Annotated in this window: 28 protein-coding genes and 1 pseudogene; 14 read left to right on the forward strand and 15 right to left on the reverse strand. The window is 72.8% G+C overall.

Going from position 1 to position 25,059, the window contains the following annotated elements; genetic code table 11:
- A partial coding sequence (locus AB0958_RS14775) for a maltotransferase domain-containing protein (RefSeq protein WP_366890791.1) occupies positions 1-625 on the reverse strand: 625 nt, incomplete at its 3' end.
- Positions 626-726: 101 nt separating this feature from the next.
- On the reverse strand, positions 727-1,020 hold the full coding sequence (locus AB0958_RS14780; RefSeq protein WP_366890792.1) for a DUF5133 domain-containing protein: 294 nt from the start codon (positions 1,018-1,020) through the stop codon (positions 727-729).
- Between the two features lie 312 nt (positions 1,021-1,332).
- Here AB0958_RS14780 and AB0958_RS14785 point away from each other — a divergent pair, with 312 nt between their 5' ends.
- On the forward strand, positions 1,333-1,836 hold the full coding sequence (locus AB0958_RS14785) for a pep a2 (RefSeq protein ID WP_366890793.1): 504 nt from the start codon (positions 1,333-1,335) through the stop codon (positions 1,834-1,836).
- Positions 1,837-1,859: 23 nt separating this feature from the next.
- Positions 1,860-4,073: a glycogen debranching protein GlgX gene (glgX, locus tag AB0958_RS14790; protein WP_366890887.1), complete on the forward strand. Its 2,214-nt coding sequence runs from the start codon at positions 1,860-1,862 to the stop codon at positions 4,071-4,073.
- On the opposite strand, the gene AB0958_RS14795 is transcribed toward glgX, so the two are convergent.
- The gene (locus AB0958_RS14795) at positions 4,042-4,857 is read right to left on the reverse strand and encodes a VOC family protein (RefSeq protein WP_366890794.1); all 816 of its coding nucleotides are present in this window, start codon (positions 4,855-4,857) and stop codon (positions 4,042-4,044) included. The genes glgX and AB0958_RS14795 overlap by 32 nt on opposite strands.
- A gap of 127 nt (positions 4,858-4,984) precedes the next feature.
- Between AB0958_RS14795 and AB0958_RS14800 the strand changes: the two genes are divergently transcribed.
- Positions 4,985-5,302: an ANTAR domain-containing protein gene (locus AB0958_RS14800; protein WP_366890796.1), complete on the forward strand. Its 318-nt coding sequence runs from the start codon at positions 4,985-4,987 to the stop codon at positions 5,300-5,302.
- A gap of 10 nt (positions 5,303-5,312) precedes the next feature.
- Here AB0958_RS14800 and AB0958_RS14805 read toward each other — a convergent pair whose 3' ends face one another.
- The gene (locus AB0958_RS14805) at positions 5,313-6,110 is read right to left on the reverse strand and encodes an RNA polymerase sigma factor SigF (RefSeq protein WP_366890797.1); all 798 of its coding nucleotides are present in this window, start codon (positions 6,108-6,110) and stop codon (positions 5,313-5,315) included.
- A 283-nt stretch (positions 6,111-6,393) separates the two neighbouring features.
- Between AB0958_RS14805 and AB0958_RS14810 the strand changes: the two genes are divergently transcribed.
- The 4 genes from AB0958_RS14810 (at position 6,394) to AB0958_RS14825 (ending at position 9,209) form a co-directional block, all read left to right on the forward strand.
- Entirely contained in the window at positions 6,394-6,849 is a 456-nt protein-coding gene (locus AB0958_RS14810) for a MarR family transcriptional regulator (protein ID WP_366890888.1), read from the forward strand.
- Entirely contained in the window at positions 6,846-7,673 is an 828-nt protein-coding gene (locus AB0958_RS14815) for an ATP-binding cassette domain-containing protein (protein ID WP_358981640.1), read from the forward strand. The genes AB0958_RS14810 and AB0958_RS14815 overlap by 4 nt, the downstream gene beginning before the upstream one ends.
- Positions 7,633-8,487 (forward strand): ABC transporter permease, encoded by an 855-nt coding sequence (locus AB0958_RS14820; RefSeq protein WP_366890798.1) that lies wholly within the window; start codon positions 7,633-7,635, stop codon positions 8,485-8,487. The genes AB0958_RS14815 and AB0958_RS14820 overlap by 41 nt, the downstream gene beginning before the upstream one ends.
- Positions 8,488-8,681: 194 nt before the next feature.
- Positions 8,682-9,209 carry a hypothetical protein gene (locus AB0958_RS14825; protein WP_366890799.1) on the forward strand — a complete coding sequence of 176 codons (528 nt, stop codon included), beginning with the start codon at positions 8,682-8,684 and terminating at the stop codon, positions 9,207-9,209.
- A gap of 6 nt (positions 9,210-9,215) precedes the next feature.
- On the opposite strand, the gene hemC is transcribed toward AB0958_RS14825, so the two are convergent.
- From hemC to AB0958_RS14845, 4 genes are all read right to left on the reverse strand, one after another.
- Entirely contained in the window at positions 9,216-10,151 is a 936-nt protein-coding gene (hemC, locus tag AB0958_RS14830; protein ID WP_366890800.1) for a hydroxymethylbilane synthase, read from the reverse strand.
- A gap of 92 nt (positions 10,152-10,243) precedes the next feature.
- A complete protein-coding gene (locus tag AB0958_RS14835) occupies positions 10,244-11,200 on the reverse strand; it encodes an ATP-dependent DNA ligase (protein WP_366890890.1) in 957 nt (318 codons plus the stop codon).
- A 299-nt stretch (positions 11,201-11,499) separates the two neighbouring features.
- The gene (locus AB0958_RS14840; RefSeq protein ID WP_366890801.1) at positions 11,500-12,264 is read right to left on the reverse strand and encodes a DUF2690 domain-containing protein; all 765 of its coding nucleotides are present in this window, start codon (positions 12,262-12,264) and stop codon (positions 11,500-11,502) included.
- Between the two features lie 209 nt (positions 12,265-12,473).
- Positions 12,474-12,893, reverse strand: a complete 420-nt coding sequence (locus AB0958_RS14845) for an SH3 domain-containing protein (protein WP_366890802.1) — start codon at positions 12,891-12,893, stop codon at positions 12,474-12,476.
- Between the two features lie 280 nt (positions 12,894-13,173).
- On the opposite strand from AB0958_RS14845, the gene AB0958_RS14850 reads away from it, so the two are divergent.
- The 3 genes from AB0958_RS14850 (at position 13,174) to AB0958_RS14860 (ending at position 14,707) form a co-directional block, all read left to right on the forward strand.
- Positions 13,174-13,707, forward strand: a complete 534-nt coding sequence (locus tag AB0958_RS14850; protein ID WP_366890803.1) for a MarR family transcriptional regulator — start codon at positions 13,174-13,176, stop codon at positions 13,705-13,707.
- Positions 13,708-13,861: 154 nt separating this feature from the next.
- Complete coding sequence (locus AB0958_RS14855) at positions 13,862-14,239, forward strand: hypothetical protein (RefSeq protein ID WP_366890804.1); 378 nt, start codon at positions 13,862-13,864, stop codon at positions 14,237-14,239.
- Positions 14,240-14,707, forward strand: a complete 468-nt coding sequence (locus AB0958_RS14860) for a peroxiredoxin (RefSeq protein ID WP_366890805.1) — start codon at positions 14,240-14,242, stop codon at positions 14,705-14,707.
- Positions 14,708-14,787: 80 nt separating this feature from the next.
- Here the strand turns inward: AB0958_RS14860 and AB0958_RS14865 are convergent, their stop codons facing one another.
- Both AB0958_RS14865 and AB0958_RS14870 read right to left on the reverse strand, forming a co-directional pair.
- Positions 14,788-15,390 carry a DNA polymerase ligase N-terminal domain-containing protein gene (locus tag AB0958_RS14865; RefSeq protein ID WP_366890806.1) on the reverse strand — a complete coding sequence of 201 codons (603 nt, stop codon included), beginning with the start codon at positions 15,388-15,390 and terminating at the stop codon, positions 14,788-14,790.
- A gap of 68 nt (positions 15,391-15,458) precedes the next feature.
- The gene (locus AB0958_RS14870) at positions 15,459-16,334 is read right to left on the reverse strand and encodes an oxidoreductase (protein ID WP_366890807.1); all 876 of its coding nucleotides are present in this window, start codon (positions 16,332-16,334) and stop codon (positions 15,459-15,461) included.
- Positions 16,335-16,495: 161 nt separating this feature from the next.
- Here AB0958_RS14870 and AB0958_RS14875 point away from each other — a divergent pair, with 161 nt between their 5' ends.
- Both AB0958_RS14875 and AB0958_RS14880 read left to right on the forward strand, forming a co-directional pair.
- Positions 16,496-17,377: a helix-turn-helix transcriptional regulator gene (locus AB0958_RS14875; protein WP_366890808.1), complete on the forward strand. Its 882-nt coding sequence runs from the start codon at positions 16,496-16,498 to the stop codon at positions 17,375-17,377.
- Positions 17,378-17,463: 86 nt separating this feature from the next.
- A pseudogene (locus AB0958_RS14880) lies at positions 17,464-17,655 on the forward strand (TauD/TfdA family dioxygenase); the annotation flags it as partial.
- A gap of 10 nt (positions 17,656-17,665) precedes the next feature.
- Here the strand turns inward: AB0958_RS14880 and AB0958_RS14885 are convergent.
- From AB0958_RS14885 to AB0958_RS14895, 3 genes are all read right to left on the reverse strand, one after another.
- Positions 17,666-18,706: an LLM class flavin-dependent oxidoreductase gene (locus tag AB0958_RS14885; RefSeq protein ID WP_366890809.1), complete on the reverse strand. Its 1,041-nt coding sequence runs from the start codon at positions 18,704-18,706 to the stop codon at positions 17,666-17,668.
- 66 nt (positions 18,707-18,772) lie between these two features.
- Entirely contained in the window at positions 18,773-20,275 is a 1,503-nt protein-coding gene (locus AB0958_RS14890) for a metallophosphoesterase (RefSeq protein WP_366890811.1), read from the reverse strand.
- Positions 20,276-20,393: 118 nt separating this feature from the next.
- Positions 20,394-21,044, reverse strand: a complete 651-nt coding sequence (locus AB0958_RS14895; RefSeq protein ID WP_366890812.1) for an NAD(P)-binding domain-containing protein — start codon at positions 21,042-21,044, stop codon at positions 20,394-20,396.
- 156 nt (positions 21,045-21,200) lie between these two features.
- Between AB0958_RS14895 and AB0958_RS14900 the strand changes: the two genes are divergently transcribed.
- Positions 21,201-21,644, forward strand: a complete 444-nt coding sequence (locus AB0958_RS14900; protein WP_366890813.1) for a GNAT family N-acetyltransferase — start codon at positions 21,201-21,203, stop codon at positions 21,642-21,644.
- A gap of 93 nt (positions 21,645-21,737) precedes the next feature.
- On the opposite strand, the gene AB0958_RS14905 is transcribed toward AB0958_RS14900, so the two are convergent.
- Both AB0958_RS14905 and AB0958_RS14910 read right to left on the reverse strand, forming a co-directional pair.
- Positions 21,738-22,493 (reverse strand): dienelactone hydrolase family protein, encoded by a 756-nt coding sequence (locus AB0958_RS14905; RefSeq protein ID WP_366890814.1) that lies wholly within the window; start codon positions 22,491-22,493, stop codon positions 21,738-21,740.
- 118 nt (positions 22,494-22,611) lie between these two features.
- Positions 22,612-23,232 carry an L-threonylcarbamoyladenylate synthase gene (locus AB0958_RS14910; protein WP_366890816.1) on the reverse strand — a complete coding sequence of 207 codons (621 nt, stop codon included), beginning with the start codon at positions 23,230-23,232 and terminating at the stop codon, positions 22,612-22,614.
- 257 nt (positions 23,233-23,489) lie between these two features.
- Between AB0958_RS14910 and AB0958_RS14915 the strand changes: the two genes are divergently transcribed.
- Positions 23,490-25,019, forward strand: a complete 1,530-nt coding sequence (locus AB0958_RS14915; protein ID WP_366890817.1) for a helix-turn-helix domain-containing protein — start codon at positions 23,490-23,492, stop codon at positions 25,017-25,019.
- Positions 25,020-25,059: the final 40 nt, after the last annotated feature.

Here is a 25,059-nt window from a genome sequence, read left to right on the forward strand (position 1 = left end):
GCGGGAAGAACTCGTACCACGAGCCGTACAGGGCCCGTTCGCGCTCGACCAGCAGCGGCAGCGGCTCGGAGGCGGTCACCAGCTCCCGCAGCGGGAAGCGTGCGAGGATCTCGTCCACCTCGGGAGCCAGTGCGTTCGCCAGCCGGGTGTGCAGGGGCAGCGCGTCGTCGCCCAGGGCCCGGGCCGCCGCCAGCACCCGCTCGCGCTCCGGGCCCTCGGGGACCCCGGTGGCCGCCCGCTCGTAGAGCTCGGCGCCCTCCTCCAGGACCAGGCCGGTGTCGACGCCCGCCGGGATCTTGATCCGGGCGTGCCGCCGCCAGGTGCGCAGCGGGGCGCTCCAGGCCTCCACGTGATACGTCCAGCGGCCCGTGGCGTCCGGGGTGACCTCGGCTCCCCAGCGGTCGGTGCCGGGGGCCAGCTCGCGCATCGGCGTCCAGGGGCCGGGGCGGCCCTGCGGGTCGCACAGCACCACGTTGGCGCCGACGGCGTCGTGTCCCTCACGGAAGACCGTGGCGGTGACCGGGAACGTCTCGCCGGGAACCGCCTTCGCCGGACGCCCGCCGCACTCCGGGGCCGGCCGGACGTCACGCACCGGAACACGGCCGATGGTCTCGGTCGCCTTCATGGGTCTCACCTCCGCCGTGCGCGGAGCCGGGCCCGTGGCCCGGCTCCGCGATCCGTAGTGCGCCGGAAGACAGGTGTCTTCCCGCGGGTCCGTCCGTGGGATCACTGCCTCGCGGAGCGCCGGTTCGACGGCGGCCCGCGCCGGACCTGCCCGCTCAGCTGGGGCCGCCCGCTCTGTTCCCGCAAATAGGTGACGAGGCTGGTGCGCAGATAGCGCTCGGCCGCGTCCACCGCCTCCCGGGCGCAGCGCTTGCCCATCAGCACGCACAGCGTGTAGCCCGAGTCCTCGAAGGTGGACCGCACCTCGCGGTCGTGCGGCGAGGCGAGCATCACTCGCTCCCACGCCCGGTAGCGCCGCAGCTGCCGGGCCACCTCGGCCTTCGCGGGTAGCAGCATGGCCGTGTCGTTCCTTCCGACGCTCTCGAATGGGCACGTGTCCCCGACGGTCGGGGGAGCGTCCGGGCACGCAGGGGCACGGAGCCGTTACGGCGAATCGAGGCTTTCACTCATGGTGCACGCATCATGACGGAGCGTCTTGTTGGATCTTCAACCACACCCCACGGCTCTCCCGTGGCTCTCGTGTTGCACGAATGGCGTAGCGCCCGCACTGTGGATGGTGACTCAGAAGCGAGCAGTGCTCACGCTGTGCGTACGGGACGGTTTCCGGACGGTGAGCGCGAGCCCGACGCCGGTGAGGAGCAAGCGACAATGAAGACCGCAGTGCCCTGCTACTACCACCTCGACGTCGAGGTCAGCCAGGAACGGGTGGGACAGGTCGGCCGCATCCTGGCCGCCCATCTCCGCTACTGGGACCTCGACAACCTCGTGGACCCCGTCTGCCGCGGTGCCGAACTGCTGCTGACCGCCATCGACCGGCACGCGACCGACAAGCACACGTCCATCGAGATGTGGTGGAACGGGCAGCACCTCATCACCGCCATCGGTGACGACGACCGCGACCTGCGTCCCGACCAGGACCTGCGGTCCTGCCTGGCGCATCTCGCCGCCACCAGCGACGGCTGGGGCTGCTGTGCCACGGAGACCGGCAGCAAGATCATCTGGTTCTCGCAGCGCGCCCGGTCCGGCGAGCGGGTCCCGCTGGTCCCGACGGTGCCGGCGCCCAGTCTGCGCCGGACGCTCCGGGTGCCCCGGAGCCTGCCGGTCGCCCAGTTGGCCGAATCCGCCGACCGCGTCCTGGAGGGCGCCCGGTGACGGCGAGCAAGTCCCGGAAAGGGGTGCCCGTGTGGAGCGGGCAACCCTACCCGTTGGGTGCCTCCTTCGACGGGCAGGGCACCAACTTCGCCCTTTTCAGCGAGGTCGCCGAGCAGGTCGAACTGGTCCTGGTGAACGACGCGGGGACCCGTACCCCGGTGCCGGTGACCGAGGTCGACGGCTTCGTCTGGCACGCCTACCTGCCCGGCGTCGGACCCGGTCAGCGCTACGGCTACCGGGTCACCGGGCCCTGGGCCCCGGACGTCGGGCACCGCTGCAACCCGGCGAAGCTGCTCCTGGACCCGTACGCCAGGGCGGTCGACGGCCAGATCGACAACCACGCGTCCCTGTACGAGCGCACGCCCGGCGGGCCGTCCCCGGCGGACAGCGCCGGGCACTCCATGCTGGGCGTGGTCACCGACCCCTACTTCGACTGGGGCGACGACCGCCCGCCCCGGCGGACGTACTCCGACTCGGTGATCTACGAGGCCCATGTCCGTGGTCTGACCCGCACCCATCCGGACGTACCCGAACGGCTCAGGGGCACGTACGCCGGCCTCGCGCACCCGGCGGTCGTCGAGCACCTGACCTCGCTGGGCGTCACGGCGGTCGAACTGATGCCGGTCCACCAGTTCGTGCAGGACGGCGTGTTGCAGGACCGGGGCCTGTCCAACTACTGGGGCTACAACACCATCGGCTTCTTCGCCCCGCACAACGCCTACGCCGCCTTCGGCAGCCGGGGCCAGCAGGTCAACGAGTTCAAGGCGATGGTCAAGGCGCTGCACGCGGCCGGCCTCGAAGTCATCCTCGACGTGGTCTACAACCACACCGCCGAGGGCAACGAGATGGGGCCCACCCTCTCCTTCCGGGGCATCGACAACGCGTCGTACTACCGCCTGGTCGACGGCGACTGGGCGCACTACTACGACACCACCGGCACCGGGAACAGCCTGCTGATGCGGCACCCCTACGTGTTGCAGCTGATCATGGACTCGCTGCGGTACTGGGTGACCGAGATGCACGTCGACGGCTTCCGCTTCGACCTCGCGGCCACCCTCGCACGGCAGTTCCACGAGGTGGACCGGCTCTCGGCGTTCTTCGACCTGATCCAGCAGGACCCGGTCATCAGCCGGGTCAAGCTGATCGCCGAACCCTGGGACGTCGGGGAGGGCGGCTACCAGGTCGGCAACTTCCCGCCGCTGTGGTCGGAGTGGAACGGCCGCTACCGGGACGCCGTACGGGACTTCTGGCGGGCCGAGCCCGGATCGCTCGGCGAGTTCGCCTCCCGGCTCACCGGCTCCTCCGACCTCTACCAGCACAGCAGGCGCAGACCGCGGGCGAGCGTCAACTTCGTCACCGCGCACGACGGTTTCACCCTGCGCGACCTGGTGTCGTACAACGACAAGCACAACCAGGCCAACGGCGAGGGCAACCGGGACGGCGAGAGCCACAACCGGTCCTGGAACTGCGGTGCCGAGGGCGAGACCACCGACCCGGCCGTCCTCGAACTGAGGGCCCGCCAGCAGCGCAACCTCCTCGCCACGCTGCTCCTCTCGCAGGGCATCCCGATGCTCAGCCACGGCGACGAACTCGGCCGTACCCAGCGCGGCAACAACAACGCCTACTGCCAGGACAACGAGGTCTCCTGGACCGACTGGGACCTGACCGAGGAACAGCGGGCTCTCACCGACTTCACCCGGCACGTCATCGCGCTGCGCGCCGCCCATCCCGTCCTGCGCCGCCGCCGCTTCTTCCACGGCGAGACCGCCGTGCACCCCGGTCAGCCGCTGCCCGACCTGGTGTGGCTGCTGCCCGACGCCCGCGAGATGACCGACCGGGACTGGCAGCGCCCCGACGCGCACACGCTCGGGGTCTTCCTCAACGGCGACGCCATCGCCGAGCGCGATCCCTACGGGGGGCGCCTGGTCGACGACTCGTTCCTGCTGCTCCTCAACGGGCACTGGGAGCCGGTCGACTTCCGGCTGCCCGACGACTCCTACGGCGAACGCTGGACCACCCTCATCGACACCGCCGAGCGCGACGGCATCCCCGACGAACGCGAACGCAAGGCCGGGACCAGGCTGCCGGTGGCGGCCCGCAGCCTGGTCCTGCTGTCCAGGCCGTCACACAGCGGGGACGGCAAGGAGCGGGGACAGCGGGGACGGGAGGCCGCCAGGGCCCGCAAGCCCCGCAAGACGGGGGGAGTCAGGGGAGCAGGGGGCGCACGGTCACGGTGAACTGCGCCCCGTCCGGGTCGCGCAGCACCGCCTCCGTGTCAAGTTCCCGCAGGACGCTGCCGCCGTGCTTCTCGGCAGCCCGCGCGCACTCGCCGACGTCGGCGACCGCGAAGTGGACCTGCCAGTGCGGCCGCACCGACGGATCGGGGGCCGTCTCCACCGCTCCCGAGTCGATACGGGCCACGGCGTCGCCCCGGCTGCGCAGCACGACCTCGCCGCCCTCGTACTCGACCTCGCAGCAGCCCGGCTTGTCGGAGGCCCAGCCGAGGACCTCCCCGTAGAAGATCGCCGAGTCGAAGGCGTTGCGGGTGTGCAGCCGGATGAAGGTGGGGGCGGCCCGCCGCCAGGTCTCCCAGTTGGAGACCAGCTCCCCCTCCCAGATGCCGAAGACGGCACCGTCCCGGTCGGCGATCAGCGCGGCCCGGCCGGGCGGGAAGGACAGCGGCCCGACCGCCGGCGTGCCCCCGCGCTCCCGGGCCCGGGCCACCGCCTCGTCCGCGTCGGGCACGGCGAAGTACGGCGTCCAGGCCACCGCCATCTGCCACATCGCGGCGACCGCGGCGATGCCTGCCACCGGCACCCCGTCCGCCAGGGCGATCCGGAAGTGGTCGCCGAGCCGTACGCTGCGCCATCGCCAGCCGAGCACGGCGCTGTAGAAGTCCTCCGTGGTCCCCAGGTCACGGCTGGTGAGGCTCACCCAGCAGGGCGCGCCGAACACCGAGTGCGTGGACACGACGTCCCGCTTCTTCTGCGCGGGGCCGGGGGAGGTCAGGTCGTTGTTCATGGCACTCGCGTCCTGGGGTCGGGGCCGGCGGGGAAAGGGTCTGACACCAGTCTCCAACCGGAAGCGGGAGGAATGCCTGCCGAGTACCCCGGTGGCGTTCGCCCAGTCGGATGACGACGATGGGGGTGTGAGCGAGAGCGAACCGGACCGGATCCTCCACCTCCAGGAGGAGGTCGACCAGCTCAAGGAGGCCGTCTCCTCCCATGCCGTGGTGGATCAGGCCATCGGGATGGTGGTGGCGCTCGGCCGGGTCACGCCCGACGAGGGCTGGCAGGTGCTCAAGGAGGTCTCCCAGCACACCAACATCAGACTCCGCAACGTCGCGGACCTGATCCTCATGTGGGGCCGCACCGGTGACATGCCCGCCGAGATCCGCGTCGAGCTGGCGGAGGCCCTCGAACGGTACGGCCCGACCCAGATCCCCGGCGCCCCCGCCGTCGAGTGAGCGGCGGGTCTCAGCCGCCGTCGGCCAGCAGCTCCTCGCGCAGCCGGTCGAAACAGGCGGTGAGCAGCCGGGACACGTGCATCTGCGAGATGCCCAGCTGCTCGGCGATCCGGCTCTGCGTCATCCCGCGGAAGAACCGCAGGTAGAGAATGACCCGGTCGCGCTCGGGCAGACCCTGGAGACAGGGCTGCGCCGCGGTCCGGTCCACGATCAGGTCGTAACCGGGGTCCGCGCCGCCCAGGGTGTCACCGAGCGCGTAGCCGTCGCCGCCGGGCACCTCGGCGTCCAGGGACAGCGCGGAGAAGCACTCCAGCGCCTCCATCCCGGCCCGCACCTCGCTCTCGGTGAGCTGGGCCCGCGCCGCGATCTCGGCGACGGTGGGCGCGCGCCCCGCGGTGGTCTGCCCCGCTTCCTTCAGGGCCACCCGGACGCGGTTGCGCAGCTCCTGGACCCGGCGGGGGACGTGCAGGGTCCACATGTGGTCACGGAAGTGCCGCTTGATCTCACCGGTGATCGTCGGTACGGCGTACGCCTCGAAGGCCCGGCCGCGCTCCGGATCGTAGTGGTCGACGGCCTTCACCAGGCCCAGTGCGGCGACCTGGTAGAGGTCTTCCAGGGTCTCCCCGCGACCGCGGAACCGCACGGCGATCCGCTCGGCCATGGGCAGCCAGAGCTCGACCAGCTCGTCGCGCAGCGCCCGGCGCTCCGGGCCCTCGGGCAGTTCGGCGAGCCGAACGAAGTCCGCGGCCGTGTCGGGCGCGTCGTCATGCCGATGAGACTGGGTGGGGCAGGTGGTGGTGGTACGCATCGCGCGCACCTCCCTCAGCGAGGTGCTGGTGTGGACAGACCGTAGGAGGAACGCGCTCGGATCCCGGGGAGGACACGGGGGCGACCGGAGAGACCGGCTCCCACGCACGTGCCTCCGATCCGAAGCACAATCGACAAATGCCCCGAATGGGGCAAAGCAAAACAGATAATCCAAAAGGTTGAGATTGGTCTCATCGTCTCGGATGCCTTGACCCTCCCTTGGGGAGAGATACCTCTGTAGCAGAGGTAATCTTCGAGATGTGGAACACCGAGAAGTGGCACCCCTGGAGTCCGAGTCCCTTCCGGAAGAGCTGGCCGCGGCGGTCCTCGGCATCCAGCGCCTGGTCCGCCGCCGACTGCGCCGGGGGCTCGCCCTGCCTCGGCTGCGCGGGGCCGAGGTGGAACTGCTGCGGCTGGTCGAGTCCCGGCCCGGCATCGGCATCTCGGACGCCGCCAAGGAGCTGTACCTGGCGAGCAACTCCGTGTCGACGCTGGTCAACCAGCTCGTCAAGGACGGCCACCTGCTGCGCGAGACCGACCCGGCCGACCGGCGGGCCGCCCGGCTGCTGCTGACCGAGGCCGCCGCGCAACGCCTCGCCGACTGGCAGCGGCGCCGCGCGGAACTCTTCGCCGGTCATGTCGCCCGGCTCGACGAGGCCGACCAGGACCTGCTCGCGGCGGCCCTGCCCGCCCTGCGCAGACTCGCCGTCACCCTGCACGAGGAGGTCCAGGAACCATGACACCGGACACCGCCGCGGTCGCCTGCACCGGGCTGTCCTACTCCTTCGGGGACACCAGAGCCGTGGACGGGCTCGACCTGACCGTCGGCGAGGGCGAGGTCTTCGGGCTGCTGGGTCCCAACGGAGCGGGCAAGACCACCGCCATCCGCTGCATCACCACCCTGCTCCCCGTCCCCGCCGGCATGGTCCGCGTCTTCGGCCACGACACCGGCAAGGACCGGATGGCCGTACGCAGACTGCTCGGCTACGTCCCGCAGCAGCTGTCCGCCGACAGTGGGCTCACCGGACGCGAGAACGTCGCGCTGTTCGCCCGCGTCTTCGACGTCCCCCGGCGCGAACGCGCCGAGCGGGTCGCCCAGGCGCTGGCGGCCGTCGACCTCGCCGACGCCGCCGACCGGCTCGCCGGCACCTACTCCGGCGGCATGGTCCGCCGCCTCGAACTGGCCCAGGCGCTGGTCAGCGCGCCACGGCTGCTGATCCTCGACGAGCCGACCATCGGCCTCGACCCGATCGCCCGCACCGGCGTCTGGGACCAGATCAACGCCGTACGCGAAGCCACCGGCATGACCGTCCTGGTCACCACCCACTACATGGACGAGGCCGACCAGCACTGCGGACGCGTCGGCCTGATGCACCGCGGCCGGATCCGCGCCCTCGGCACCCCCACCGAGCTGCGGCAGGGCCTCGCCGAACGCCAGGGCGCCGACACCCTGCCCACCCTGGAAGACGTCTTCCGCGACGTGGCCGGCAGCGGCCTCGACGACCAGTCAGGAGGTTTCCGCGATGTCCGAAGCACCCGCCGCACCGCGAAGCGCGTCGGCTGAGCGCACGGCAGCCGCGTCCCTGCTGCTGACCCCGCCCCAGCCGCGCTCCGGCTGGCGGCTGCTGCCCGCCCGCGTCGTCGCCATGTGCGCCGTCGAGTTGCAGAAGCTCCGGCACGACCGCACCGAGCTCTACACCCGGGCGATCCAGCCGGCCCTCTGGCTGCTGATCTTCGGCCAGACCTTCACCCGGATCCGGGCGATCCCCACCGGCGGCATCCCCTACATCGACTACCTGGCGCCCGGCATCATCGCCCAGTCCGCGATGTTCATCGCCATCTTCTACGGCATCCAGATCATCTGGGAACGCGACGCCGGCATCCTCAACAAGCTGCTCGTCACCCCGACCCCACGCTCGGCGCTGATCACCGGAAAGGCGTTCGCGGCGGGTGTGAAGTCCCTGATCCAGGCCGTCGTGGTGATCGTGATCGCCGCGCTCCTCGGAGTCTCGCTCACCTGGAACCCGCTGAAGCTGCTCGGGGTCGGACTGGCCGTCGTCCTCGCCTCCGCGTTCTTCTCCTGCCTCTCGATGAGCATCGCGGGGATCGTCCTCAGCCGCGACCGGCTGATGGGTATCGGGCAGGCCATCACCATGCCGCTGTTCTTCGGCTCCAACGCCCTCTACCCCGTGGCGATCATGCCCGGCTGGCTCCAGGTGGTCAGCAAGGTCAACCCGCTCAGCTACCAAGTCGACGCCCTGCGCGGGCTGCTGCTCGGCACACCGGCACATCTCGGCCTCGACTTCGGGGTGCTGGCGGTGGCCGCCGCCCTCGGCATCACCGCGGCCTCCTCGCTGCTCGGCCGCCTCGCCCACTGATCTTGCGACGGGCGAGGCGCCGACGTGATGTGCGGCACGCGCCCGCACCCCGCCCGGGGCACCCGGGGCGGGATAACCCCTGCGCAACGCTTGATCAGCGATCAAAGGGGGCGAACCCCCTGGCCACAGCGCATTCCGCTCATTTGACAGTGCGCTGAGCCCACAGATAGACAGCGTGGGTCGAGAGGGGCACTGTGTACGAGCCGAACGTGGTCGGGGACTGGCACGAGTACGACGAGCATGCCGGTCTGCGGGTCCGCGTCCACCGTCTGGAGGCGGCCGAGCCGCCGCGCGGCCGGGACGACGCCGCGGCCGGTCTGACGTACTTCAGTGCCCGGGTGACCATCGAGAACCGAGGCTCCCGCACGGTCGGAGTCCAGTTGGAGGACGGTCAGATCGACGTCCGGGTGGGCCCCGACGGGGAGGGCGCGTTCATCGACTGGCGCAACTCCCAGTTCATCGAGGGCTTCGACGTCTACCCGCTGCGCCGCGCCACCGCGGTCCTGTACGCGGCCTGCCCGGAGAACGCCCTGGGCCAGGTGGACATCCAGATCCACCTGCGCGTCGACGAGGAGTGGACCGAACGCCGGCTGTGGGCGGGCGGCATCGGCGTGCTGGAGTCGACGGCCGGCTCCGCCTGCCAGCAAGCCGGGCCGGGCGGCCTGGCCCACCAGGTGACCGCCTTCCTCAAGGACCAGACGGAGCCCGGCGCCTCCGCCTGACCGGCGTCAGTGCGGGATGCCGTCGATGAGTTCGCGGGCCCCCTGGCGCAGCAGAGCCACGGCGACCGAGGTGCCGAGCGTCGCCGGATCGAGGCGGCCCGCCCACTCGTGGGCGTTCAGCCGGGTCTTGCCGTCGGGCGTGAACACACAGGCCCGCAGCGACAGTTCACCGGCGTGGTCGACCCGGGCGTAGCCGGCGATCGGGCTGTTGCAGTGCCCCTGCAGCACATGCAGGAACATCCGCTCGGCGGTCGCCTCCCGGTGGGTGACGGGATCACCGAGGCCGCTCACCGCGTCGATCAGCTCGCGGTCGTCCTCCCGGCACTGCAAGGCGAGGATGCCCGCGCCGATGGGCGGCATCATCGTCTCCAGGTCCAGCACCTCGGTGGCGACCTCGGGACGCCCGATCCGCTCCAGCCCGGCCATCGCGAGCAGCAACGCGTCCGCGTCACCGGCGGCCAGCTTCTCCAGTCGGCGGTTGGCGTTGCCCCGGAACGGCACGCACCGCAGATGGGGGTGGGTCGCCGCCAGTTGGGCGACCCGGCGGACCGCGGAGGTGCCCACCCTGGTGCCCGGCGGCAGTTCGTCCAGGGTCAGGCCGCCCGGGTGGATGAGGGCGTCACGGATGTCGTCCCGCTTCAGGAACGCGGCGAACACCGTCCCGGCGGGCAGTGGGCGGTCCGCCGGCACGTCCTTCACGCAGTGCACCGCGAGATCGGCCTCGCCGGCCAGCAGCGCGGCGTCCACCTCCTTGGTGAACGCGCCCTTCCCCTCCACCTGGGACAGATCGCCCAGCCACTTGTCACCGGTCGTCCGCACCGGTACGACCTCGGTGCGCACCTGCGGGTGAAGGACGGCCAACTCGGCCCGGACACGGGCCACCTGAGCGAGCGCCATCGGCGAGTCGCGGGACACGATGCGGATCAACTCGGGCACGGACATGGGGACACGATAGACCCAGGGGCCCCGCGCTGATTCCGACATCCTGTCGGCCGCCGGCAGGAGAGCGGGCCGTCCGGTCACCGGGCCGCCGCTCAGGCCGGCTCCTGCGGCAGGTCCGCCGCCGACTCCCGCGGGGTGAGGTCGGGGCGCAGCCGCAGCCAGGACGGCTGGCGCAGCAGCCCGGCCCGGGTGCGCGTGCTGTAGGTGACCTCGCCGACCAGGCGGGGCAGCACCCAGTGGGCGTTCGCGACCGGTGGCACCGGATCGAAGGGGCAGGCACCGGTCTCGGCGGCCCGCAGCAGCGCGGCCAGTTCGGCGCGTTCCGGCCCGCTCCAGCCGGTGCCCACCCCGCCGACGTACCGGAGTCGTCCGTCGGCGGACCGCTGGCCCACCAGCACCGCGCCCGGCAGGCCGGTCAGCCGGCCTTTGCCCGGCAGCCAGCCGCCGACGATCACGTCCTCGGCACGCCTGTTGCGGATCTTGAGCCAGGCACGGGACCGCACTCCGGGCTGGTAGCCCGAGTCCAGCCGCTTGCACACCACGCCCTCGAGGCCGTGCTCCCGGGTGGCCCGCAGCGCCTCGGCGCCGTGCCCGACGACCGCACCCGGCGTCGACCAGTACGGCCCGTTCAGGGCGAGGGACTCCAGGCGGGCCCGCCGGTCCCGGTACGCAACGTCGAACAGCGGTCCCTCCAGGAACGGGACGTCGAACAGGATCAGGTGGACCGGTACCCGGGCCGCCCTCCGCGCCGCCCGGGCCGGAGCGTGGCCGAGCCCCATCCTGCTCTGCAGCAACTGGAAGTCGGCACGCCCCTGTTCGTCCAGGGCCAGCACCTCGCCGTCCAGGACCGCCGGCACCCGGCCCAGGGCCCCGCCGAGCGGCTGGAGCTCGGGGTAGGCGGCGGTGATGTCCTCGCCGGAGCGGGCGCGCAGCACCAGCGTGCCGTCACCGGGCAGGTAGACGACCGCCCGCTGGCCGTCCTGTTTGGTCTCGTACGCCCATCGAGAGTCCTGGGCGGCGGGCGGCAGCGTGCCGGGGGTGGCGAGCATGGGCGCGATCAGCGGCAGGACGGTCACCCAGAAGGTGTGGACCGACCACGTCCGCCGCACGCCCCTTCCGGCGCCGGTTCCCCCGAACAGGTCTCAGGCGTCCGTTGCCGGCGGTCGGGGCCGCACCGGCCCCGACCCGGGGGCCGGCCCGACGAGTCGGGCGCGCTCCACGGCGTCCGGCTCGGCCGCCGTCGCTCAGCGCGCCGGCGCGGCCGAGTGCTCGGTGGGTGCCGGGACGGGTCCGGCGTCCGCCGGCCGGTTCGGCGCCGCGCTCCCGCGACGGGCGCGGCGCCGCGTCCTCAGTCCTCCAGGCCGGGCTCCGCCTCGAGCCCGGTGCACGCGAGTTTCCCTTCGACGTCGGCGCAGGCCTCCACGCCGCGGGGGGTGGGCACCGCGAGCATCGGGCTGGTGTAGCCGACGGAGTCCTCGGCGGGATAGCTCGCGGAGAGCACGTCCTGGCCGGCCCGCACCGAGACCTCCCGGGCGTGCGGGGTGTGCAGCCGCACCTCGGACCAGGCCGTGCCGCAGGTGGGGGACCAGCGCAGCCGGACGTCGTAGGCGGTGTCGGCGACGGCGCTCTTCGTCTGCGCGTCCCGGGCGCACGCCGAGGCGTCCGGCAACTCGCCCTGGCAGGACCGGCCGTGGCAGCCCGGCGCCGCGGAGACGGGCTGCGCGCCCGGCGTGCCGCGCCGGTACGAGACGGTCATGGCGGCCGCCGCCACCCCGGCCACCGCGAGCAGGGCGAGCGCGGTCAGCGGCAGCCGCCACCACCGTCTCGCCCGTGGCCGCCGGGGGGCCGGTGCGACGGCCCGCGGTTCCTCGGCCGCCTCGCACAACGCCAGCACGGCGGCCGGATCCACGCCCGCGAGCCGGGCCAGCGCCTCCACGGCCGGTCGAGGCGGCCGCTTGGCGCCGGACAGGTAGCGATGCCAGGCGGACTTGCTGTACGGAGTGCGGGCGGCCAGCGCCGCCAGGCTGAGCCCCGTACGTTCCTTGAGTTCGCGCAGCCGTGCCGCGGGCGAATCGTCCGGTGGGGTGGTGGGCGCTCCTTCGGGGTGCCGCATGGTGCGTGCCTCGACTTCATTACGCTATGGGCGTTTCGCCCCTGTTGTCGGGATGGCTTCCCATGGGGGCCGGGTCCGCAACCGGCGGACGGGTGTGAAGACGTGAAACGGGGGGCGCGTCGAAGGCCTGTGCGGGACGCGGGGGTTCCCGAACAGGCCTCGACGGTCAGGGAGTACGGCGGGCGGGGAGGGTCAGCGTCGCGCGGGTGTCAGCACCAGGGGACGGCGTGCCCGACCCGGACGTAGCGGGCGGTGACGTAGCCCCCGCGGTGCGGGAGCCGGTACCAGGTGCGGGTGCCGCGTACCGAGCCGCCCCAGGTCTTGCAGGTCACGGGGATGAGCCGGTTGCTGTGCCGGTGGCCGACCACGCGGTAGCGGGTGCTCGGGCCGGAGCGGACGTTGAGCCGGACGTGGTGCGTGGTCACCCGGCCGACGCTGCGGTACGTGGTGTGCCGGTGGTGACGGGGGGCCGCCGGGGCGGGCAGCGTGGTGTAGTCGTAGTACTGAACGATTCCCCGCGGCGCGGGGATCGGAGTGGCGGCGCTCGCGGTGGCGGCCCCGGCCGTGGGCAGGAACGCGAACACCGCGACCGTGGCCAGCAGGCCGTTCTTCAGGATCCGACGGGACATGGAAACCTCCGTGCTGTCGTGCCCGTGACCACCGGGCGTGATCACGATTCGGAGGATTGCCGTGGCCGGGAGGCACCATGTCGTCCCGGCGTGCCGCGGGACGCGTGGGACGTCCCCGGGGACGGGGTCCGGCCGTCCGGGCGCGGCCACGGAGGTGCGCGACGCTCCTGTCCGCGGGTGCCGGCCGTGACGCGGAACGCATGCGGGGACGCGGGACGGTCCGCTCGGCCGCGACCACCAACTTACTTGAGTTACGCAACGATATGGTAAACTGGTGGGTATGCCGACAGACTCCCCGCCCGCCCTTCCCGCCGCGACCCCGGAGGTCGTGGAGATCGAGCGCGCCCTGACGCGCATCACCTACCTGAGCACCCGGGCTCGCCGGCACGAGCGGCTGATGGCGCTCGCGGGAGTCCCGCTGGACCGGGCCGCGGTGGCACTGCTGCGCCAGGTCGCCGACTCCGAGCCGCTGCGGCCGGGGGAGCTGGCGCAGCGGCTCGGAGTCGAGGCGTCCCACGTGACCCGCACGGTGCAGCAGCTCCAGCGCTCGGGTTACGTCACGCGCGTGCCGGACCCCGACGACCGCCGCGCCCAGCGGATCGAACTCACCGACGCCGGCCGGGCGGCCGTCGACCGCGTCCGGGACGCCGGAGCCCGCGGCATGCAGCTGGCCCTCGGGGGCTGGCCGCCGGAGGAGCTGCGTCAACTGGCCACGCTCTTCCACCGCATGGTCGACGACTTCCTGTCCTGCGCGGTCGAGGACGAGCCCGGCCAGGAGGCCGGCGAGACGGCGCCTCCTGCCCCGGCGGTCTGAGCTGCTGGAGCGCCGACGGCGCCCCGGAGTTCGGCATTCCCATGGCCGCGCGCGACTCGACGCGAACGTCATCCACCGCCTGGAACAGGGCCCGGCGCGGACCGGGGCGGTACCGCCGGGTAATATCCGGCGACAGGTCGTCAGAGGAGGCTTCGTGTCCCGGTCCGAACGTTCCGCCCTGGTGCTCGCCGGGTTGCTTGCCACCGCGGGGGTCGCCCACTTCGCGGCGCCCAAGTCCTTCGACGCCACCATCCCCAAGGCCCTGCCCGGGTCACCGCGGGCGTGGACGTACGGGAGCGGGGCCGTCGAGCTGGCACTGGCCGCCGGGATCGCGATGCCCCGCACCCGGACGGCGGCGGCCCGTGCGGCCGCCGCCTTCTTCGTCGGCGTGTTCCCGGCCAACGTCCAGATGGCCGTCGACTGGCAGAAGCGGCCCCGGCCGTACCGGACCGCGGCCCTCGCCCGGCTGCCGCTCCAGGTCCCCCTGGTGCTGTGGGCGCGCGGTGTCGCACGAAACGAGGAGGGCCGCTAGATGGCGGAACCAGTCGAGGTCGGAAGCAAGGTCGAGGACTTCGCGCTGCCGGACGAGACCGGTACCACCCGGACGCTGACGGAGCTGCTGGCCGACGGGCCCGTCGTGCTCTTCTTCTATCCGGCCGCCCTGTCGCCGGGCTGCACCGCCGAGGCCTGCCACTTCCGGGACCTGGCGAGCGAGTTCGCGGCCGCCGGTGCCCGGCCCGTCGGGATCAGCGGGGACAGCGTGGAGCGGCAGCAGGAGTTCTCCGGGAAGCACACGCTCGGCATGCCGCTGCTGTCCGACACCGACGGCACGGTCCGGGAACGGTTCGGCGTCAAGCGCGGTTTCTCGCTCGCCCCGACCAAGCGGGCCACCTTCGTCATCGCTCAGGACCGCACCGTCCTGGAGGTCGTCCGCAGCGAACTGCGCATGAACACGCACGCCGACCGCGCCCTCGCCGCACTCGGGGCGCACCAGGGCTGAGCCCGCGCGTCCCGCGGTCGATGCGCTGGGACACGGGTCCCGACGGGACCGGACCGGCCCGGGTGAAACGGCGGCCCCGGTCAGCTGTCGGCGTCCGCGGCCACCTGGGCGAGGGTGCGGCCGGAGCGCACCGAGCGGGCCCGTCGGGGGTCGGGGGTGCCGTGGCCGCCCGACCGCGCCGGGCCCTTCCTCACCAGCAGCCAGGCGTCGTCGCCGTCCCGCCCGCGGAACCGCGTGAGGGCGTACTCGCCGTGCAGCTTGGCGCCGTGCAGCCGGAAGGTCGCGTGCCCCGCCGCCAGCGACTCCTCGAAGCCGACCGGCCGCCCCCCGCGGTCGTGGCTGAGCGGCTCGTACCAGCCGCGGTCCCAGACGATCACGGTGCCGCCGCCGTACTCGCCCTTCGGAATCACCCCCTCGAACTCCTCGTACTCCAGGGGATGGTCCTCCGTCGGCACGGCCAGTCGCTTGTCCCCGGGGTCGGCCGACGGGCCCTCGGGGACCGACCAGGACTTCAGGACCCCGCCCACCTGCAACCGGAAGTCGAAGTGCATCCGGCGCGCGTCATGGATCTGCACCACGAACCGGGGCCGGCCCCCGGCCGCCGACGCCTGCCCCGAAGGCTCCCTGGTCCGCCCGAAGTCGCGCTTGTCACGGTATGTGCGCAGCCGGTCGTCAGCACCCACCACGACTCCTTCCGCCGTACCCGTCGTACCCTCCTGCCTGACCGGGTACCCGGCCGGGCCCCTCCCGCTCAGCCCGCGATCCGCTGCCCGATCCCGTCCAGTTCGGTGATCGCGTCCTCGGGCAGCTCCAGGGAGGCCGCCGCGATGTTCTCCCGCAGGTGCGCGGGGGAGGAGGTGCCCGGGATCAGCGCGATGTTGGGGGAGCGCCGCAGCAGCCAGGCCAGCGCCACCTGCTGCGCCGAGGCCCCGAGCCGGTCCGCGACCTTGCTCAGCGTCTCCGACTGCAGCGGAGTGAAGCCGCCCAGCGGGAAGTACGGCACGAAGGCGATGTTCTCGGCCGCGGTCCGCGCGACCAGCGCGTCGTCCTGCCGGTTGGCGAGGTTGTACAGGTTCTGGACGGTGACCACGGGCGCGATCGCCTGCGCCTCGGTCAGCTGCGCGGCGGAGGCCGTGCTCAGCCCCAGGTGCCGGACCAGGCCCGCCTCGCGCAGCTCGGCCAGCGCGCCGAACTGGTCGCCGATCGGGTCCTCGTTCGGTGTGTCCATGTCTCCCAGGCGCAGGTTGACCACGTCCAGGGCCTCCACGCCGAGGTTCCGGAGGTTGTCGTACACCTGCGCCTTCAGGTCCTCGGGATGCCGCATCATCACCCAGCTGCCGTCGGCGGCCCGGCGGGCGCCCACCTTGGTGACGATGCGCAGCTCCTCCGGATAGGGGTGCAGGGCCTCCCTGATGATCTCGTTGACGACCACCGGTCCGTAGAAGTCGGCGGTGTCGATGTGCGTGATGCCCGCCGCCACGGCCGCGCGCAGCACCGCGACGGCCCTCGCACGGTCCCTCGGCGGGCCGAAGACGTGCGGGCCGGCCAGCTGCATGGCGCCGTAGCCGACACGGGTCAGGGTCAGGCCGTCCGCCGGGGTCAGCGTTCCGGCGAGCTGAGCGGTCATGATGTGTGCCTTCCGTGAAGTGTCAGAGGGCCACCGGTACGGCCGGTGTCCCGTCCTCGCCGTCCATCCTGCGGCGCCCGCGGCCGGCGAGGCCAAGCCCCGGTGTTCCTGGGAGTGACAGGACCAGGCACCGCGTCCGGCCGGACCGTAGGGTTGGGGGCGTGGACGGTTCGAACGCGCTGGGTGAGTTCCTGCGGGCCCGCCGCGCGCTGGTCGGCCCCGCGGACGTCGGGCTGCCCGGCGGCGGGCTGCGGCGGGTGCCGGGGCTGCGCCGCGAGGAAGTCGCGATGCTCGCCGGCATCAGCTCCGACTACTACCTGAGGCTGGAGCAGGGCCGCGACCGCAACCCCTCCGTCCAGGTCCTCGAAGCCCTCGCCCGGGTCCTCGGCCTGGACGCCGACGCCACCGCGTACCTCGTGTCCCTGGCGCGGGACCGGCCCGCGGAGGGACGGGGTCCGCGGGCCCGCGCCCCGCACCGGACCGAGCAGGTGCCGGCCGGCCTCCGCCAGCTCATCGACGGCTGGCCCCGCAACCCCGCCTACGTCCAGAACCACTACACCGACTGCCTGGCCGCCAACGCGCTGTGCAGTGCCCTGTCCCCGAACTACGTCCCCGGCGTCAACCTGTTGCGGGCCGTCTTCCTCGACCCCGCCGAGCGGGAGCTGCGCCGGGACTGGGAGGACCTCACCGAGGAGGGTGTGGCCGTCCTGCGCGCGTACGCCGGCCCCGACAGCGACGACGCACGGCTGCGCGAACTGGTGGGCGACCTCTCCGTGCGCAGCGAACGGTTCCGCACCCTGTGGGCCCGGCACGACATACGGCCCCGGCGCGAGCGGGTGAGCCACCTGACCCATCCGCTGGTCGGCGACCTCGACCTGCACTCCACCAAACTGTCCATGGACGGCACCGGGCTCACCGTGGTCGTCTTCCACGCCGAGCCCGGCAGCCGCGACGCCGAACTCCTGGACATCCTCGGAAGCCTCACCGCGACCGGCGGCGGGGACGGGCGGGAGGAGACCGCCGGGGAGCGTGTCGAGGAGTGACCGCCGGGGAGCGTGTCGAGGAGTGACCGCCGTGCCGAAGGACCAACCGTCGGACCGGTCGGCCGTTCAGAACTCCTCGTGGGTCCGATCTGGCCGCGGCCTACGCGAGCGCCGCGCTCCTGGAGATGTTCCTCGATCAGGCCGTACGGCTCGAGTGGACCGTCCGCTTCCGCCGGGAACCCGGCTTCCCCCGGGTCACGCTGCACGGTGAGGTCCCGGTCGGCGTGGACGGCCGGCCGTCGGAGCCGGTCACCGGCACGGAGGTACGGCGGTGGTGACCCGGTGACCTCACACGGCTCCGGCGTGCCGGCCGAGGGCCGGGCCGAGGTGGGTCGCGATGTCCGTGAGGATCTGGACGTAGTCCTCGTGCTCGAAGGTGAACGGCAGGGCGAAGGCCACCTCGTCCACCTCGCGGAACCCGGCGTGCGCGTGCAGTCGCTCGGCGATCTCGGCCGAGGTGCCCACCAGGTCCGGCGCGAACAGCAGCCGCGCCGGGCCCTGCGGGGCCGTGGTGCGGGGCAGCCGCTTGGCCGCGTACGCCTCGTACTTCGCGCGCTGCTCGGGTGTGGCGGAGTCGGTGGGGATCACGACCAGTCCTTGGGAGACCCGGGCCGCCTCCCCGTCGGGGTGGTGGGCACGGAACTCGGCGATGTGCGAGCGCTGGGTCTCCGCGAAGTCGTGGGCGCCGCCCACCGGGTCCGGCCCCTCGGCCTTGACCACGCTGCTGGTCAGGAAGTTCATGCCGTGCTCGCCCGCCCAGCGCGCCGAACCGAGACTGCCACCCCCGTACCAGAGGCGACGTCCGAGACCGGCCGAGTGCGGCTGGACCACGTCCGAGAAGATCTCGAAGCCCTCCACCCCGCTGAAGTCGGTGGCCGGCTTGCCGCGCACGAAGTCCAGCAGCCGCCGCACCCGCTCGTAGCCGAAGTCCTCGCTGTCCGCCGTGTCCGGGTAGAGGGCCTCCTTGACCTGCTCGTAGTGCATGGGCGGCCCCACGCTCACACCGGGGTTGAGCCGGCCGCCGGACAGCAGGTCGACGGTTGCCAGGTCCTCGGCGAGCCGCAACGGGTTCTCCCAGCCCAGCGGGATCACCGCGGTGCCCAGTTCGATACGGCTGGTGCGCTGGGAGGCGGCGGCGAGGACGGCGACCGGGGACGAGATGCCGTACTGGAGGTGCCGGTGGCGCACCCAGGCGCTGTCGAAGCCCAGCCGTTCGCCCAGTTCGATGATCTCCAGCGTGGACTCGTGCCCCTTGGCCGGGTCCGCCCCGTCGAACAGGCCGATGGTGAGAAAGCCCAGTCTGCGCAGCGGGCGGGGAGTGGACGGCACCGGTCCTCCAGCGGTCGTACCTCAGTTCTGCCCTGATTGTGGCACCCGAACATTGCGGGAGTGTGATCAGCCGAGCGGAATGACGATCTCGTCCTCGACCGGCGGGTCCAGCTCCTGCGGGCGGTTGCCGGTGGCGGCGAAGCAACGCAGCCGTACCGCCTCCGGGCTGACGTCCAGGCGCAGGAAGCACTTGAAGAACGGCGGGCTGTAACTGACCGAGCCCGGTGAGAACAGCTGGGTGTAGATCTTCTTCACCGGCAGCCGGAAGCGGGGACCGCGGTCCGGGCGGCTGCCGGCGCCGAGCAGGGTCGCGACCACCCGGGCGCGCCGGGTGACCCGGGTGTCCGGGTGGGGTGTGCGGGCGGGCCTGATGCCGAGCCGCTCGGCGATCACCGCCGTCGCCTCCGCCTCGGTGAGGGTGAACAGGCGGGGCAGACGCAGTCTGCGGCCGTACAGCCGGCTGTAGAAGGCGAGCGAGTCGCCGCGCAGCGGGTAGCAGCGGAAGTCGTCCTCGGTGACGTTCGCGACCGAGACCCGGGGGATGGTGTGGGTGGCGTGCATGAAGGCACCCCCGCCGCCCGCGACCACGTACTGGATGGTGCGGCCGGCCACGTCGACGGGGTACCGCTGGTAGTTGTGGATGTCGCCGCCGATCGCCGCCACGTAGTGGTGGGCCGGGTCGCGGACGATGTCGTCGACCGTGCCGCCGCCCTCGACGGGGCACGGGTGGTGTTCGCCGTCCACGTACAGGGGGGAGCCGGTGACCAGGATCTTCGGGCGCGGCCCCCGGGACACCTCCCGCAGCCAGGCGCCCTGTTCGGCGTCGATCGTGCCCAGCAGACCGGTGTCGATGCCGACGATCCGGACCGGACCGGCGTCGATCGCCCAGTAGGGGCCCGGCTGCACGGCCTTCTGCTCCGGCTTCGGCCTCAACTTCATTGCCTGCGCGAGCAGTTCCTCGTCGGCCGGGCGGGGCCGGTGCCACAGCAGGGTGCGCCACCAGGCGCGGGTGAGCGGACGGGGCCCCGGCTCGGGGACGAGGGGCGGGGTGTCGTCGCAGAAGACGCGCATGAACGCGCCGAGGTCCTCGTACCAGTCGTGGTTGCCGGGTATCGCGTAGATCGGCGCGGGATAGTCCTGGTAGGGGCGGAAGAACTTGGGGCCGTAGTCGTCGGCGGTGCCGACCGGGTAGATCACGTCGCTGGCGATCACCGCGAAGTCGGTGTCCCGGCCCGCCTTCAGGAAGCCCGGCACCACGGCGTACTGGGAGTCGTCCCCCTCACCGGTGTCGCCGATCACCATGAACGAGAAACGGTCGGCCTCATGACGCCGGATCACCTTGTCGGCGGGCGCTCCGGCGGCCTCCCGGGCGGCCACCCAACGGCTGCGGGTACGGCCGGTCGGGTCGCCGAACCAGGAGGCCAGTACGCCGTTGCGGGCCGCCCACATGGTCGCCGGGTCGAACCAGGACAGCTTCTGGACGTGGTCCGGCATGAGCCGCCGGTAGGCACCCCGCTCGGCCTCGCCCCAGCCGGCGCCCTGTGCGGTCTCGCGTGAGGAGTCAGACACGCCCGAACCGTAACAATGATCAACGGAGCGGCGAGGCGCGGGGGTCAGGGGTGGGGGAAACGTCCCCGCGGCCGTCCGTCAGGACATCGGTCGCCCCTCGCGCGCCACGGGACGCCGCTCAGGGCGGGACGATCTTGATCGCGCTCATCCAGCCGTGTCCCTCGGGCCGTGTCTGCAGGGCCATGTGCAGCAGCTGCATGCCCTCCAGTTCGCGGGCGTGGCGCAGCGCGCCGACGACCACCGGGTTGAGCCCGCCGGAGGCGGCCAGCTCGGCCACCTGGTTCCGGGCCGCCGCGTCGTCGCCCGCGATGAACACGTCCAGGGGCAGTCCGCCGACCTGGCCCGCGACCAGCGCGCCCGCGAAGGTGGTGTTGAAGGCCTTGACCAGGTGCGTACCCGGCGCGGCGGCCTTCGCGAGCTGCTGGGCGGCGGAGCTGTCCGCGGGCACCGTGAGCGAGTCGAAGGTGGCGAAGTCCACCGGGTTGGAGATGTCGACGACCGCCTTCCCGGCGAGCCGGTCCCCGTACTCGGTCACGACCTCCTGGGCCGCGTCGAACGGCACGGCCAGCACCACCACGTCCGCCGACCCGACCGCGTCCGGCACGGCGGGTTCCACGTCGGCCCCCGCCACCCGCTCGGCCAGCGCCTTCGCGAGCGTGCCGGCCTTCGCGGGATCCGTGCCGATCAGCCGGACCGTGTGTCCGCCCGCCAGGGCCCGGGTGGCGATACCGCCCGCCATGTTGCCTGTGCCCACGATGAAGACCCGCATGAGGAGCCCCTTCCGTGCGGGGTGGGAGCTGCCGACGGCCGGTTGTGGTCGAGATGTCACATTCCGGCCGAACCAGGATAAAACGGTGCGGTCGACCGCGCTGCTCTCCCCGCCCCGGTCCCTTGGCGTCCGGCCGCACCGGATAGCGTGGTGATCATGAGGGGCTGGAGGACACGGCCGGCGTCACCGGCGGACGTCGAGGCGGTCGCCGAGCTGCGCGCCGTCGTGCTGCGGGCCGATCTGGAGCGGCTCGGGCGGTACGACCCGCAGCGCGTCCGGCAACGGCTGAGGGACGGGTTCGACGCCGACCGCACCTCGGTGATCGAGGTGGACGGCGCCTTCGCCGGGTGCGTGGCGCTGCGGCCGGCCGAGGACGCGCTCTGGCTGGAACACTTCTACCTGGCCCCGGCGCTCCAGGGGGCCGGGATCGGCTCGGGAGTCCTGGCCGGGTTGCTGGCGCGGTGCGACCGCGACGGGGCCCGGGTCCGGCTGAACGTCCTGCGGGGCAGTGCGGCCCGACGACTGTACGAGCGGCACGGGTTCACCGTCGAGACCGAGGACCCGGTGGACGTCTTCATGGTGCGCGCGCCGTCCCGGTGAGCCCGGGGTCACGGTGACCGACTCGGCCGGCACCACCGGCACCGCAGGCGGGCGGCCCGCGACCGGAATCAGGTCGCGGGCCGCCCGGTCGGATCAGAACGTGCGCTTCAGCAGGCCGAGCAGCGCCTCCCAGTGCCGCTCGGAGGCCTCGGCGGAGTAGGCCGGGGTGTCGGCCTGCGTGTAGCCGTGGTCGGCGCCCCGGTAGATCTCGCAGGTGTTGCGGACCCCGGCGGTGTCCAGCGCCTCCTGGAAGGTGCGGATCTGCTCCTCGGTCATCGATTGGTCCTGGTCCGCGAAGCCGAAGTACAGCTCGGCGGTGACCCGGCCGGCCAGCAGGTGCGGGCTGTCGGCGTCCTCGGTGACCATCCGGCCGCCGTGGAAGCCGCCCGCGGCCGCGACCCGGTCCGGGAACGCGGCGGCGGTCCGCATGGCGAGCCGGGCGCCCATGCAGTAGCCGGTGATCGCCACCGGCCCGTCGGCCACCAGCGGGCTCTGCGCCAGCCAGTCCAGGTAGGCGGCCGAGTCCCGGTCGGTGAGCTCCGGCGTCAGCGACATCATGACCGGCATGATCTGCTGCCAGATCGTGGGGTCCGCGGAAGGGTCGATGAACTCGGGGAGGTCGAACACCGGGGTCCGGCCGTGACGGTAGAAGACGTTCGGGACCAGAACGGTGTAGCCCTCGCCGGCGAGCCGGTCCGCCATCGCCTTCAGATGCGGGCGGATCCCGAAGGCGTCCTGGTAGAAGAGCACACCGGGGTGCGGGAGTCCGTCGGCCGGGTGGGCCAGGTAGGCGTCGGCGACTCCGTCCGCGGTGGCGATGTCCACGTCGGTTCCCTGTACGGCGGTCATGGCGCAAGTGCCTCTCTGTGGAGTCGGCGTCGGGGTGCGGCACACCCGGCGCGGCATGTCCTGATCATCGTGGCACGGGCGGGCGGCCGAACCGGCTCGGGGGGGGAGCGGGAACCGGTCACTCGAAGCGCGAGGTGTCACCCGCGCCACGGCGGACGATCTCCGCCTCCCCGCTCGAGAAGTCGATGACGGTGGTCGGCTCGGTGCCGCACTCCCCGGAGTCGACCACCGCGTCCACCGAGTGGTCGAGCCGGTCCTTGATCTCCCAGCCCTGGGTCAGCGGCTCCTCCTCGTCCGGCAGCAGCAGGGTGCTGGACAGCAGCGGCTCGCCCAGCTCCGCCAGCAGGGCCTGGGTGACCACGTGGTCGGGGATGCGGACGCCGACGGTCTTCTTCTTCGGGTGCAGCAGTTTGCGCGGGACCTCACGGGTCGCCGGAAGGATGAAGGTGTAGCTGCCGGGGGTGGACGCCTTCACGGCCCGGAACACGTCGTTGTCCACCCGCACGAACTGGCCGAGCTGGGCGAAGTCGCGGCACATCAGCGTGAAGTGGTGCCGGTCGTCCAGATGCCTGATGGTGCGGATCCGGTCGATGCCGTCCCGGCTGCCGAGCTGGCAGCCCAGTGCGTAGCACGAGTCGGTCGGGTACGCGATGAGCGAGCCCGACCGCACCGAGTCGGCGATCTGGGAGATGCTCCGCGGTTGCGGGTTGTCGGGGTGCACGTCGAAGTACTTCGCCATCCGCCGAGCTTATGCCGAGCGACGCGAACCGGCCGAATCTCCGGTTCGGCGCGCATGGGCGCCGGAATCCGGGGCACACGACCATTCAGCCGCCCGGGACCCTCCCCCCCCCCCGGTCCCGGGTGAGGCGTCCTTCGCCGGCGGCCCTTCCCCCGAGGGCCGCCGGCGAAGTCGTGTCCGGTGGCCGGGACCGGCCCGGATCCATCGGGTAACGTCCGTGGACCGAGGCCGAGGCGAGGACGAGGAGCTGGGGCGAGATGGCAGGCCGAGCGGACCGGGGCCCCCACCACCCGACACCCGACGGCGACCGCTGGGCCGCGCAGCTCCTCGACCATCTGCGCCCCGGCGCCCGGGACCCCCGCCGGGTCGTCACCTGGCTGGCCCAGGCCGTCCAGGCGAGCGTCTGCCTCCGGGCCGCCGACGGCACCCTGCTGGCCGGCACCCGGATCCCCCTCGACGCCGGCCTGGTGGCCGACGTGACCACCGGCCGCATCTCGGCCGCCGCCGTCCAGGACGGCGACCGCCATCTGCGCCTGGTCGCCGTCCGCGCCCCCGACCCGCGCCCGGCAGCGGCCGGACTGCTCGCCGTGGCCCGCGCCACCCCCTTCGACCGGCGCGCCGCCGAGACGGTCACCCACACCGCCGGAGTCGTCGAACTACTGCTGCGCGAACGCGAACTGACCACCGCGGGCCGCCGGCTCCGGCGGGCCGCCGCCGACCTGCGGCTGGCCATCCTGCAACTCCTGATGGTGGAGGACACCGTCTCCGCCCGCCGCGTCGCCGCCGGCCTGTGGCCCGGCCTCCTGGACACCGACAGCGCCTGCGTGTACATCGTCGAAGGGCACCCCGCGGAACGTGACGGCCTCGCCGACGACTGCGTCGACGTGACCCACGGCCAGGCCCTCGTCGTACGCTGCCCCGCCATGGACGGCCACGTCATCGTCCTCAGCCCCTCCCCGGCCACCGGGGAAGCGCTGCGCACGCTCGTCGACGGCCGCCCCGGCACCTTCCTCGGCGGCAGCGTCCGCCAGAGCCTCGCCCAGACGGCCACCGCCTACGGCCAGGCGGTCAGCGCCCTCGCCGTCGCCCACTTCCGCCCCGACCAGGCCGCCGTCTACGCCGAACGCACCCATCCCGCCCGGCTGATGGACCCCACCGCACTGCGCGCCTGGTCCTGCGCCGTGCTCCGGCCCCTCGACGACCTGCCCCACCACACCCGGGCCGAACTGCTCGCCACCACCCGCCTCGGCCTGGAGTTCACCGCCGTCAGCGCCGCCAAGGTCCTCGGCGTCAGCCGCAACACGGTCCGCGCCCGCATGGACCGCGTCGAGACGCTGCTCGGCGCCGACTTCTCCGACCTCACCGTACGGGCCGTCGCCCATCTGGCCCTCAACACCGAGGCGGCCCGCACGGAAGACCTCGCCGGGGCGGCACGGCAGTCCGCCCCGGTCCGGCTCGGCGACCTGCTGGCGGGACCCGCGCTACGGGCCTGGGCCCAGGACCTGCTGGACCGCCTGGTCAGGGACGGCCGGGACCTGCGCGGCACCCTGCGTGCCTGGATCGCCGCCGACGGGAACGCCGAACGCGCCGCCCAGGACCTGGGCGTGCACGCCCAGACGGTCCGCGAACACGTCCGGGGCGCCGAACCCGTCCTGGAACGGCAGCTGCTGGCCTCCGGCACCGACCTCTACGAGGTCGTCCTCGCCCACCTCGTCCTCGGCGACCTCACGGCACCCGTCCTGCTCCGGGCGAACCAGGGCCAACCGGACTCACCTGTGCACAGGTGAGTCCTTCGTCCACCCGAACAGGCACCGGCGCGATACCCAA

This window comes from Streptomyces sp. NPDC006655, from assembly GCF_040703965.1.
Lineage (GTDB): Bacteria > Actinomycetota > Actinomycetes > Streptomycetales > Streptomycetaceae > Streptomyces.